This is a genomic window from Brevibacillus halotolerans (genome assembly GCF_026891775.1).
Taxonomy (GTDB): Bacteria; Bacillota; Bacilli; order Brevibacillales; family Brevibacillaceae; genus Brevibacillus_B; species Brevibacillus_B halotolerans.
In genome coordinates, this window is record NZ_JAPTNK010000008.1 from 105,954 (window position 1) to 119,016 (window position 13,063).

The window sequence follows — 13,063 nt, forward strand, 5'->3', positions numbered from 1 at the left end:
GACTGAGACGGTGGTTAACTAATCAAAAAATAATAACAAGTCTTTTTGCATGGGGACCCATTGAATGGTAAGTTTTACTATATAATATATAAAGATTTAGTAATAGGAGGAACTAAGGTTGAGTATTTGGTTATTTAGAGCTGGATCAAATGGAGAATATGAAAGTAAGTTTTTGAATGACAAGAGAATATATCTAACTTGGGATGACTTAGATATAAATTTAAAAAATTTCAACAAAAAAGAAGATCTCTACATGTTTCTTGTAGACAAATATGATCTAGAAAAAGAAAAAACAGCGATAAATTGGGCCTCTCAAATCTATCCCATAGCCCATAGAATGGAAATAGGAGATTGGATTGTACTTCCAAGTAAGATTAATAGAACGATACATTTTGGAAAGATTGTAGGAGATTATAATTATGATAAAAGCTTAGGAAGTCCATATTACCATTACAGAGAAGTAGAATGGTTTGCAGTCGATATTCCAAGAGATAAATTTGAACAAGATATCTTATATTCAATGGGTGCTTTTATGACTGTATGTAGGATACATAAAAATAATGCGGAAGAAAGAATTAAGATAATGTATGAGAATAATTGGAATATAAAGGATAAAACTATACCTCAAAAAATTGATGAATCAGATGATGAGATACGATTTGATTTAGATGAGTACATATTTGATAGAATTTCTGATTATATAATCAAGAAATTTAAAGGCCATAAAATGGAGATTTTGGTTGAAGAAATATTAAAAGCCAAGGGATTTACAACCTATCGAAGTCCAGAAGGTGCAGATAATGGGGTAGATATCTTAGCAGCTTCTGATATTTTAGGATTTGGTTCAACAAAAATTTGTGTTCAAGTAAAAACCGCTGATTCACCTATTGATAGACCTACGATGGATCAATTAATAGGAACAATGAGTAACTTTAATGCCGACTATGGATTGTTGGTCTCCTGGACTGGATTCAAAACCTCTGTGATAAAAGAAATTCCAAAACAGTTTTTTAAGGTAAGACTATGGGATTCAAAGAAAATTATAGAACAACTCTTTGAAAATTACGATAAATTGAGTGAAGATATTAAAACTGAAATACCTTTAAAAAGGGTATGGATGTTAAATATAGAAGAATAAAACCTGCAAACGAAATGTGCGTGTATTTTGGTTAAAAACCACAACATCACCTCGAAAGTAGTAAAGGGATTTCTCCATAATGGTTTAACGAAGTGGTAAGGAAAAAAGTTTTGCTTGGATCGGTATAACCCATTTTTTCAAAGGGAAGCGGACAGAAGCCGTAGCATAAATAATTGAGTTAGATAAAAGTAATAAATAATGTTTAATATCAACAAACGCCCGAATTTGAAGATTCGGGCGTTTGTTTTATAATGCTTATTTTCAGGATCAGCTTTTTTCCTTTAATCTCTAAGTCCAATTCGCTAACCTTACTCCCTTAAAACCATCACAGGTAAAACAAGATATGGAACTGATTATGAACTTTCACAAAAGACATGCCATCGTGGACAAATTTGTCTCAGGTTTGCAAACATCTAGGAATAACCTATTATAGAATGAGCAGAAAGAGAGAGGTTACTTACCCGTAGACATTTTACTCTGTTAATTCTGATTACATTACACAAAATAACAACATAGAGAGGAAGTTTGTTTTGGTCTTTAGTTCAGTCATATTTTTGTTTTGCTTTTTACCGCTTGTTCTTATGCTGTATTTCTCTGTTCCGTTCAAATTAAAAAATACGATTCTTTTACTATTCAGTTTAGTCTTCTATGCCTGGGGCGAACCGAGGTATGTGCTTCTCATGGTATTATCCATTCTCATTAACTATGGGTATGGGATTTGGATTGATAAATCGGAAAATCACGCGAAAAAGAGAGTCTGGATTTTAACGTTTGCAATCGTTGTTAATATCGGACTTCTCGGCTACTTTAAATACGCCAACTTCTTTGTTGATGTAATCAATGCCGCATTTCAAACCAATCTTCATTTGGACCCTGTACCTTTGCCTATAGGAATTTCTTTTTATACGTTCCATGCTCTCAGTTATTTGATTGATATATACAGAAAAAAAGAAAGAGCGCAACGAAATCTCTTCAGCTTGGCGCTGTACATTACATTTTTCCCGCAGCTTGTAGCAGGTCCCATTATTCGCTATAATGCCGTCGCTGAACAACTTAGCAAACGCGTTTTTTCTTCCATACAATTCGCCGAGGGAATTAAGCGTTTCATTCTAGGCCTGTCTAAAAAAGTACTCTTAGCCAACCCTCTTGGGTCCGTTGCAGACACCGTGTTCACCACTTCTGCAATGGACCTTTCAACTGGAAGCGCTTGGATTGGTATTATCGCTTATACCTTACAAATCTATTTTGACTTCTCAGGCTACAGCGACATGGCTATCGGGTTAGGTAAAATGTTTGGATTCGAGTTCGCAGAAAACTTTCATTATCCGTACATTTCTAAGAGCATTTCCGAGTTCTGGAGACGCTGGCATATCTCTCTTGGCAGTTGGTTCAGAGATTATGTTTATATCCCGCTTGGCGGAAACAAAGTTGCTCCTTGGAAAGTCTATCGCAATTTATTTATCGTGTGGACGCTAACCGGTTTCTGGCACGGAGCCAGTTGGACTTTCATTGCATGGGGGACATACTACGGAATCCTAATCGCTTTAGAAAAAGCTGGTCTTGAAAAGATGCTTTCCAAGATTTATCCGTTAAACCATGTTGTTGTGTTGCTGCTTGTCATGATAGGATGGGTGTTTTTCCGCGCTGACAATTTTGGATATGCAACAGAATTCATTGCTTCCCTGTTCTATACCCGGGGTAACGAAATATTCGATTCTCTGGCACTTTCGTTGTTATCTTCCAATTGGTTCTACTTTGTCATTGCGATGATTGTTGCCACGCCGATATATCCGAAGCTACAAAAATTGCAATGGAGTAAGTCGATGACAAAAGTACAAACCGTTTTTGGAATGCTGTTCAACTTTTTCCTTTTTACAGAAGTGATTTTGTATCTTATTAATTCTACGTATAACCCTTTCTTATATTTTAGATTTTAATTTTTCAAAAGGAGTATCGAAGTGAATAAACATATTTCAATCGTTTATATGGTCATATTTTTAGCTATTATTTATGGTTTCGCAATTGTTACCTTCATTTCTCCAGATAAAGAGATTTCCGACATCGAAAATCGGACGTTGAGTAAATTTCCGGAGATCAGCCTCGCAGCCATTACAACAGGCAATTTTTTCGAAAAAATAAATCAGTATTGGAATGACCAAATTGTTTTTCGCAATGAAATGATTAGAATCTACCAAAATCAGCAAAATTCAGAGATCTTTAATTCCATGCTATTCGAAAACTTGTTTGAGGCCAACAAGCCGCGGAAACCCGAAGACGGAACAAAAATAAAAAATTCACGCATCGTGTCCAAGCTTGTAGTGACAAACAATAAATGGATTTTGCCAATTCCCAACAAGGTCGTTCATAAGAGTGAAATCGACGCTGCGACGGCAAAATTGAACGACGCGGTTACATTCGCCAAAAATCAAAAAACAGAAGCATACTTTGTCTTTAATCCGTCAAGGACCAAAGCGTTGATGCATTTATATCCGAAATATTTTCAAACCGACGCTTATGCTCAATCGAAAGAGTATTTCTTGTCTAAACTCGACAAAGATGTAAACGTGATTAACGTGGGAGAAAAGTTCGATACCTTTACAAAGGCGCAGTTGGAAGAGCTTTACTTCGAAACCGACCATCATTGGAATATCAAAGGCGCTTTCATAGCTTATCAGGAAATGATTACGCAGCTATCTAAGAAGTCCTCCAAATTTGAAGGCAAGCCAATGTCCTTACATGAATTCAATGTTTCTACATTAACAACCGGTAACTTCAAAGGTAGTTACAATACTCAAATCAATTATGCTGTAAATCCGAAAAATGCAGATAGAACGCCGATTTATGAACCAAAAATGCCGTTTACATTTAAGAATTTTGAGGCAATTAGCACGGACGGCAAAGAAGTTATCACGAACTTTCATGATTTTTATCGTTTCAAACATGATCAAAGCGATTATTCTTATAAGATCCTATATGGTGGGGACAAACGAAAAATCGCTTATGAAAATCCAAAAGCCAATAATCAATTAAAGGTCCTGTTGATAAAAGATTCTTACATGAATCCAATTACGCCGTATCTGGCACAGCATTTTAACAAACTAACCGTTTTAGACAATCGCTACTATTCGGATTTCAGCTTGAAAAAGATTTTGGCTAATGAGAAATACGATATCCTTATCATCGCTTGCCATGATGACAATCTATTCAGTGACAATTATCAATTTGAAAAAAGGACAGGGGAGTAGATAAAGATCATGCTGTTGGGGATTGGGTAAGATTATCATTTGGGATATGTTTTTCGGTTTAATGGTAATAAAGCAGCTCAGGTATAATAAAACTAAAATCGCTGATTTACAAATAAGCCTTCCAATAAAAATAGGGAAAGGCTTATTTGGTTTGGCCATCTATAACATACCTTAGCATTATCTTCAGCATGATGAATGAGTCATTTAGATTATTCATTCCCGTCAGAGGAGGAGATTTCATTGATGGGAAAATGGATTGAGAATCGTGCTGTGCGTTCGAAACTTCAAATCCGGGCGTTTTTTCAATACTAAAGATATGATATCGCTCAACCGTACGGCTTTATTTGAGCGGTGAACAAGGGTACAAAACACTTACAAGGGATCTCGACATTAGCGATCCAAACCTTATTTTAAGTCAAATCCGTGGTACAGTGCAGTTCCTTCGCTAGATGAAAAAAGGCTGCTCAGCAAGTTGCCTCCACGTTTGGATTTGTAGTACGATGATAAGAAATCCAACAAATAGTAAAATATAACTTATTTAACATATGATGGGAGTGTTACTGAATGCTGACACCACTGAAGGATAAGACGGTCGTAGTGACCGGAGCCAGCAAAGGAATCGGCAAAGGAATTGCGAGAACCTTCGCCACACAGGGGGCGAAAGTCGCGGTCGTTGCACGCAGCCTGACGAAAGCGGAGGAAACCGCGGCGGAAATCCGGAAGAACGGAGGCATTGCTCATGCCTTCCAGGGCAATGTCGCCGATTTGGAGTCGATGAAGTGCGTTGCGAGCGAGACGGCCGGTACTTTCGGGGGGATCGACGTGCTGTGCGCCAATGCCGGTATTTTTCCGAATGCGCCGATCGAGGAGATGACCGGCGAGCATTGGGATCAGGTGATGAACACGAATGCTCGCGGGACTCTGTTTTCCCTTCAAGCCTGCCTGCCCTTTCTGAAGAAGGCGGAATACGGCCGGATCATTGTTACCTCTTCGATTACGGGGCCGGTTACTGGCTATGCCGGATGGTCGCACTACGGCGCAAGCAAAGCCGCTCAGCTTGGATTCATGCGCAGTGCGGCGCTCGAGCTCGCGCGTTACAGCATTACCATTAACGCCGTCATGCCCGGCAACATAATGACGGAAGGCTTGGATAGCCTTGGAGATCATTATTTGCAGTCGATGACGGCGTCCATCCCGCTCAAGCGGCTCGGAAGCGTCGAAGATATCGCTTATGCCGCTCTTTTTTTAGCTTCGAAGGAGGCAGGTTATATTACGGGCCAAACCATCATCGTTGATGGCGGTCAGATTATTCCAGAGAGTCTGGAAGCGATGGGGCAAACCTGATTCGATTACGATAGGACACCATATCTTCGATTACTTGAAAAGCAAGACTTTCTTGCTAGAATTCACCATAAATAAGTCCTCTAGCATTCTCTTTAGAGTAAGTATCACTTAAAAGAAAGAGGCATACCGTAATTGACAAAGTCAAATGGTATAACTGAATGTGGAAACGCATCAGACTCATGCTTATAGAACTTCTTAAGCTCTCAATGCAGAGAGAGAATAAGCCCAACTGATAGTAATCAGACCCTATCACTTAACGAATCCTTAGAGAGTACAGTTAAGACAAGACGTACCACCACGGTATGAACTTTCTCAAACTGGTTCGAAAACCGGTAGAGGATGATACAGGAGTCTAGCGAAGCTATGTCCAATTTTAGTATTTCATCAAAAATAATGAAGGATTTTTGTTTGTGTTGTCCCTTCAATGCCAGTAACAACTAATATTGAAGGGACTCCCAATGATATCATTATTATTAAATTGTACGAATTTATCTTACGTAGCCTCTTGTAATTCTTCTGTTTTACTAAATGTATTACGATTAAAGAAACCAACAATAACAGCTACTGTCGTCAGAAGTGCAGCTAAAAGATACAAATTGGCTATACCGAATCGATCAGCGAACCATCCCAACATTAATAAAGAAACACCAAATGTAAGATTGACCATAACATCCAACGCAGCCAATACTTTGGGCAACTGAAGAGCAGTTATACTCTGCTGAAAAAGAGTCCTTCTTATTACAGCAGCTATTTCTATTGGTGGTCCAGTTAATGTCATGAGAACGAGGGCAAGTAGAGGGTGTGTATTACATGCAAAAAACACAGCTAGTAGGATATATACGATAAATCCAAGTAACATGAAGAGAAAACTGCGCTTTTGTAGCCGCTTTACCAAGGCCACTACAAGGATACCCCCTACAATTGACCCGGCAAAAAAAGAGCCGTTCATGATGCCTAACCAAATCTCATCACGATTCAGGACTTGCTTAACAAAAGCCAATACAAACACGCCAATCCAGGCTGTTCCCCCAATGGTGTCCAATGTATCAATGATGGTAAGTGTACGAATACGTCGGTTATGTCCAATGATTTTCCAACCTTCTGAAAAATCATTCCAAAATGACTCTTTTTCCTCAGTAGTTTTGTCCGTTCCAGTTACATTTTCCTCTTTATCAAGCTGTTTTTTCTTTTCTGAATTCATGTCCAGAGGATCTTTAATAAAAGCTGTAAACACCATCGCTATAAAGTAACAGACCAACGCTAACGTGAGCGTAGATTGCGAGCCAATCAAAACAACAATTACCCCACTTAGAGCCCACCCTGCGCATTTTACAATATGATCACTTACGGAAATGAAACCATTTGCTTTCATCAATCCTTCCCCCAATGCTAAGCGGGGCACAAGGGCATTACGCACTGGATTAGTCCACCCATCCAGAAAGGACATTCCAAATACAATGAGAAAAACGATAGTATATGAGCGCTCCTCTGGAACCATCCAAAGATAAAATAACAGCAAAGCAAACAGAAAGAACTGTCCGAATTGCGAAAAAAGTAGGATTCCAGGTAATCTGTACCTTGAGAGTATCAGTGGTGCCAATAAACCACTCAACGTTTTTGAGAAGAATCGGAATAAGGGAACAAAAATAGTTATCAGTAGCGAATCAGTGCTGTTTAATACTAAGGATATCAGACCCATCAAATAAATAATATCAGCTATATTTGAAAGCGTCTGAGTCCCCAATAAGTAATAAAAAGATCGTGTAATCATGTTTTTTCCTTTCATAATGCTTAATCTTTTAAATGTTTATTATTTATAATCTTTCCACCTTTTTTATAACATATATTACTAATAATTGGTATTATAAGTTAAAATAAAAAAATATTACAATTATATCAATAGGTGGGGATTTTTAAAATGGGTTCAATAAAAACGTTACGCTCTGAAATTGAAAGGAGCATGATGTTATTCGGTTTTAATCTCACACAGCTAAGTAAGTTAGCAGATATAAAGACAGGAAATTTGAGTACCTTTTTAAAAAAAAATCGCCCTATACCCATACAACAACTTGATCGAATTACGAGGGCATTTGGATATGGTGATGGATGGTTTTATCCATTGTACGTGGATGAATGTTTTTCTAATGAGAAAGTAATACGTCATAAGATGGTGTCATACTTAATAAGATGTTCAGAGCTAAGTAAATTTAACTGCATAAATTTAGTTATGCCAAGGTTACTGGAAGATCAAAAGAACATTGATATTTTGTTTTCTGTTGCTGAATCATTGTTTGACAATGGAAAAAAGAAAGAGTCTGCTTTCTTTTATCAGATTATAACTGAACATGAAAAAGACAGTCATTCTGAACGTTTAGCTATCAGCCACTACAAATTATTTAGAGTTTATCTGGGGAAGAATGCAGAAGAGAACTGGAAAGCGATTATTCAATTCCATCCTTTTCGAAAACGCGTGCCAGAGAGATTTCAATTAGATGCATTATTACAATTATCTACTATTTGTTTTACATTACACAGATGGAAAGAAGTTGAGACATATGCAGATGAATTAAGGGAATTGGCAGAAGCTGTTTACAATGATGAATTGAGAAAGAGTAATAATAATATCATTGAACCACTTACAATCGATCGACATCTCGTTGTATATTATGGGCAAGGATATTTATTGAAAAGTGTAGCTCTTGAAATGCAAGGACAATATGAAAAATCTAAAAAATATCTTCAAGGATACGCGGATTTAAGTTGGTTTAAATTATTAGATGATGTGGGAAAGAGAGAAGTAGAAAAGTTCTCCGTCTGGGGCAAAGCAAATTTATACACTCTAGATTTATTATCGGGGAATATAAATATTTTGACCGACTATGTAGATTTTCTTGAAAATCATTCAGAAGAAATATTACCTGCACTAATAACTATTGTGCAATCTGCTAATATATTTAAATTTTCAATAGATGACATTCTTGAGCGTTTTTCTGACTCAATCATTAGTTTTGATTCCTACAGAGATCCTATAAATGTTAGTAGATATCTGCAATTCAGGTATCACAAATCTAAGTATGAATTTGAAAATTCTCGCATTGGAACAGGGATAGATGATATATTAAGGTGTATAGCTTTAGCTGATATCGCCAATCATCATGAGGAGTATAAACGTTCTTTGAAATTGTTTTGGAAATATAAAGATTATGCATCAGATCAACAAATAGATTACTTTCAAAAAATTATGGATGGAGGTTGTGAGGATGAAGAAACCTTTATTTTCGTTAGCCGTGTCAACCAGATTAATTAGTGGATTTCATGTAGCTATCATGGCAATTATAGCTTATCAACATGGTGTAGGTGGGTAATCGTATTAAGTGTGGAAGGAGCCAAGTTATTCTTATTCACCTTCCGTTTTTTGGTTAAACATAATATATGTCCCTTAATCATATAGCGCTTGCACCTGTTATGACGTTTATACGGATGTTTAGAGACCTCCGTATAAACGTTTTTTTATGTTATTTTGATGTCTGGTTCCGATAAAAGATTAATATAAGTATTAAACCATTTTTATCGCGTTAACTTTTTATACATTTTTCTCAGTCAGGGTTTTGATGAAAGCTGATGTATAGTTTAATTAGTAAATATTGGTTAATAAGGAGAGGGATATTAATAACGAGCTTGAAATCGAAAAGGACAATCCTCATTCCCTCAGTACAGGAACGGGTCCTCTTTCCAATCACTACATTGTGCTACCACTTTATCACAGAATGACGATCTTGAAGTATCTCGTTGCAATTTAAAAATCATGAAAACAATAAAGTAGCTGTCAACGTAGAATAAGCTCTACGGAAAACTACAAAACCCTTTTGAAATAGCCATTTTTCAGCTATTCCCTTCCTTGCTTATGCACTCAGTCAAACTAAGTAAAGATATTCAGAGAGACGATGAGAAAAATCTGAATAGGAGGAAATAATATGCTAGCGTGGAGTGACTCAGACCCTATAGATTGTTTACAGAATAAAAACAATCCTCAGAAACCTTTTGGCTTTCAAAAGTCAGCAGTCAAATCTCAAAACAAAAATCAAACATCACACCAACAGGAGAGAGAATTTAAAAGAGCCTTGGAGGAGGTGATGATCAATGAAAGATAAAAGGACGTTCCCAGCCGGCCAGCGAGGAACGTCCGATAACAAAACATTAAATACATCTCTATTTTAACACAGCGTGGTTGCGATTCACAGAAATTCTCAGAACCTTTACTCAAAAAAATTAGATGTGACTACCACCCCTAAAGAGGAAATAGCTTATTTTCACAGAGTTCTGGGGTGGTAGTCAGAAGTGTGTTTCTTTGTGTAGTTATCTCAATTTGATTTAGATAATAATTTTCGCAAAATATTTACAAAAAATATCATTGTTGGTAATATTTATTAGGAGAGGTTGTTCTGAATATGAAAAAGAAAAAACTTATTGCAAGTATCCTTGCAGTTGCGTCTATTCTCACAGTCATTTCTTCCGCACATGCTAAAGTCGAACCTAACAGAGAAGATCCTGGTACGTATCCATTCAAGTGGCCAGTTCCAGATTCCAGCAAAATTAACAGTGACTTCGGATATCGAAAAGATCCTTTAACAGGGAAGAGAGTGTTGCATGCTGGACTTAACATCGCTCCTGTGAAAAGAGGGGTTCCAGGAGACAAAATCGTAGCAGCTTATCGGGGAACAGTGATTCGTTCTGAAGAGTCTAGTAGCTACGGAAATGTAGTCTATATAAACCACAAACTTAGAAAAAATGATTGGGTTCAAACAAGGTATGCACATATGCACAAAAAGCCTATCGTAGATGTAGATGAGGAAGTTTCAAAAGGAACAAAATTGGGCTTGATGGGAGAAACCGGTGAAGTAACAGGGGTCCACCTGCATTTTGAAACACGAGAATCTTCGAAGGAACCTGATAGATCAAATAAATCAGTACCTGTAGACCCTCTAAACTATGTGGAGCAACCAAGAAGTTTAGATGTCCAATCAACTGTAGATGAAGATGGCTTTGTACCTAACCCGTACAATGAACTATACAGTGAAGAAACATCCGATCAGTAGGTAATACAAATTCCCCTTGGCACCTCAAGGGGAAATTATTTTTAGGAGGGAACCATGAGAATAATAAGCTCATTCATTGTGATGATCCTATTTGCTACAAACCTTTCTGGATGCGCTAGCACAAATGTAAGTAATCAATCGATGGGAAATACTGTTGGTAATATTACGAACATGGGGTTCATTAGTTCAAGTTCAGATGATTGGATTTATTATGCTAACACGAATGATCAAAATAAGTTGTACAAGATGAAGGCAGATGGATCAAATCCTACAAAAATCACAGATGATCAAGCTTATGATCTCAATGTCGTAGATGATTGGATTTATTATCGAGCATTAGATAAAAACGCTATGATGTATAAGATGAAAACGGATGGCACTTCCAAAACCCAATTAACAAAGGAACCATCAGGTTATATCAACGTGGTAGATGATTGGATCTATTACTCGGACTATTCCGGGTATACGCCTGTGATGTATAGAATGAAAACGGATGGGTCTGGTAAACAAAAAATTACCGATGATTATTCGGAGCAACTATTGGTATTAGAACCATATGTTTTCTATCGTAATGGAAACGATGATAGTGCCTTTTATCGTATAAAGAATGATGGGAGCAGTAAAGAGAAAATCAGTGATAACCGTGTAAACTTCCTTAGCTATTCGGATGGATGGTTGTATTTCGCCAATGGGCGGGATAAGTTCAAATTATATAAGATGAAGATAGATGGAACAAAAAGCACAAAACTAACTGATGATTCCATTAATTCGGTTGTTGTGGATAATGAATGGATCTATTACAGCAATGACATGGACCACAACAAATTATATAAAATTAGGATAGATGGTACCAACAAAACAAAGATTTTAGATGATACTGTAGAGCGGCTTAATATCGCAAAAGGATGGGTTTTTTATTGGGAAGGTAGGCAAAAAGCAAATCTTCACCGTGTTAAAACAGACGGAACGAACAAACAGGAAGTTAAATAAACCTAAAGGTAAGATAAACAGTTTGAATATAATTATTATGTATTAGATGTAAAAATTTTGAAAAGAAGAAGTCATTCTTCTCGATCTTAGTACAAGCCCTACATTAGTGTAACAATTTTTATCAAAATTTGTTTAAAGGAGTTGTTTGTATTGCGTAGAATCCTTGCCTCCACTCTTACATGCTTATTACTCTTTGGAGTTGTAGGTCAAAGTGCATTTGCTCTAAAAGAAGAACCAAAAGGTATAATCGTGTTAAAAAATTCGAATGGTCTAGATCGAACGATAAAAATTGATATTCCTAAGGACGCAAACAGTACTAAAGAAAAAGTTTCATTTGCTTTGCACGAATTATTATCAGGCAATTATGAAAACAGTGAGGAATTTAGCGAGATTCCAAAGGGAACCGATATAAATAACCTAGACTTTGATGGGGAAAAGCTTACGATTGATCTGAATCAAGAGTTTCAGGATAACTTGACAAACAACCACAATGTTGGGTTTATTCTTGACTCATTATTGGGAACTGCTTATCAGTTTGACGATATCAAAGAAGTAGAATTTTTAATTGATGGTGCACCAATAGGATATCTTGATATGTACGATTTCTCAGTTCCTTTTGAACGTCCAAATCCTGAGGTTAAAGAAAAAAATAAGAAACAAAAAGTGTCTCCTATGAGAAATGAGCCAGATGCTGATCCAGTCATAGTTATTGATCCCGGTCATGGTGGAAAAGACCCTGGATCAATAGGAAGCGACGGAACGGAAGAGGCTGATTTGAATCTTGAGATCGCAAAAAAACTCAGAGATTATCTCGAAGATAGATTAAATGCCACCGTATATATGACTCGCACAACAGACAAGTATATTGATCTTGATAAACGATATGCACTTGCTAATGAAAAAAAAGCAGATATTTTCATTAGTGTACATATCAATTCCAGTTCAAATTCCAGTGTTAAAGGAACCACTGTAATATATCCTAACAATCATCATATTAAATTAAGTAGAGAGGCTGCCGATTTTGTCCACAACAGAGTTATCGATGTCCTACGCGACTATAAATCTCCATACGAAGACAACCGTAACTTGGCCGTTTTACGTGGAACTAAAATGCCCGCAATTTTGACTGAAACAGGTTTTATATCCAATAGTTCTGATTTGAAATATTTGAAGTCAAACTCAGGACAGGATGAGATTGCTAATAAGATTTATAGAGGAGTAAAAGACTGGTGGTTTGATTAAAGGAGGAA

9 protein-coding genes are annotated in these 13,063 nt (G+C 36.9%); 8 read left to right on the forward strand and 1 reads right to left on the reverse strand.

Translation table 11 applies throughout. From position 1 onward, the window contains the following. Window positions 1-118: 118 nt before the first annotated feature. The 4 genes from O0550_RS12180 (at window position 119) to fabG (ending at window position 5,727) form a co-directional block, all read left to right on the forward strand. Window positions 119-1,138, forward strand: coding sequence for a restriction endonuclease (locus O0550_RS12180; RefSeq protein ID WP_068793757.1), 1,020 nt, complete (start codon window positions 119-121; stop codon window positions 1,136-1,138). A gap of 530 nt (window positions 1,139-1,668) precedes the next feature. Continuing rightward, window positions 1,669-3,075 carry an MBOAT family O-acyltransferase gene (locus tag O0550_RS12185; protein WP_258426424.1) on the forward strand — a complete coding sequence of 469 codons (1,407 nt, stop codon included), beginning with the start codon at window positions 1,669-1,671 and terminating at the stop codon, window positions 3,073-3,075. A 21-nt stretch (window positions 3,076-3,096) separates the two neighbouring features. Beyond that, window positions 3,097-4,383 carry a DHHW family protein gene (locus O0550_RS12190; RefSeq protein ID WP_258426425.1) on the forward strand — a complete coding sequence of 429 codons (1,287 nt, stop codon included), beginning with the start codon at window positions 3,097-3,099 and terminating at the stop codon, window positions 4,381-4,383. A gap of 564 nt (window positions 4,384-4,947) precedes the next feature. Then, complete coding sequence (gene fabG, locus O0550_RS12195; protein ID WP_258426426.1) at window positions 4,948-5,727, forward strand: 3-oxoacyl-ACP reductase FabG; 780 nt, start codon at window positions 4,948-4,950, stop codon at window positions 5,725-5,727. A gap of 493 nt (window positions 5,728-6,220) precedes the next feature. Here fabG and O0550_RS12200 read toward each other — a convergent pair whose 3' ends face one another. Then, complete coding sequence (locus tag O0550_RS12200; RefSeq protein ID WP_309304380.1) at window positions 6,221-7,513, reverse strand: MFS transporter; 1,293 nt, start codon at window positions 7,511-7,513, stop codon at window positions 6,221-6,223. 132 nt (window positions 7,514-7,645) lie between these two features. Here O0550_RS12200 and O0550_RS12205 point away from each other — a divergent pair, with 132 nt between their 5' ends. From O0550_RS12205 to O0550_RS12220, 4 genes are all read left to right on the forward strand, one after another. Beyond that, the gene (locus tag O0550_RS12205) at window positions 7,646-9,034 is read left to right on the forward strand and encodes a DNA-binding protein (RefSeq protein ID WP_121473381.1); all 1,389 of its coding nucleotides are present in this window, start codon (window positions 7,646-7,648) and stop codon (window positions 9,032-9,034) included. Between the two features lie 1,141 nt (window positions 9,035-10,175). Beyond that, on the forward strand, window positions 10,176-10,823 hold the full coding sequence (locus tag O0550_RS12210; RefSeq protein WP_258426428.1) for a M23 family metallopeptidase: 648 nt from the start codon (window positions 10,176-10,178) through the stop codon (window positions 10,821-10,823). Window positions 10,824-10,877: 54 nt separating this feature from the next. Next, a complete protein-coding gene (locus O0550_RS12215; protein ID WP_035318742.1) occupies window positions 10,878-11,813 on the forward strand; it encodes a DUF5050 domain-containing protein in 936 nt (311 codons plus the stop codon). 150 nt (window positions 11,814-11,963) lie between these two features. Continuing rightward, window positions 11,964-13,055, forward strand: a complete 1,092-nt coding sequence (locus O0550_RS12220; RefSeq protein ID WP_258426429.1) for an N-acetylmuramoyl-L-alanine amidase — start codon at window positions 11,964-11,966, stop codon at window positions 13,053-13,055. Window positions 13,056-13,063: the final 8 nt, after the last annotated feature.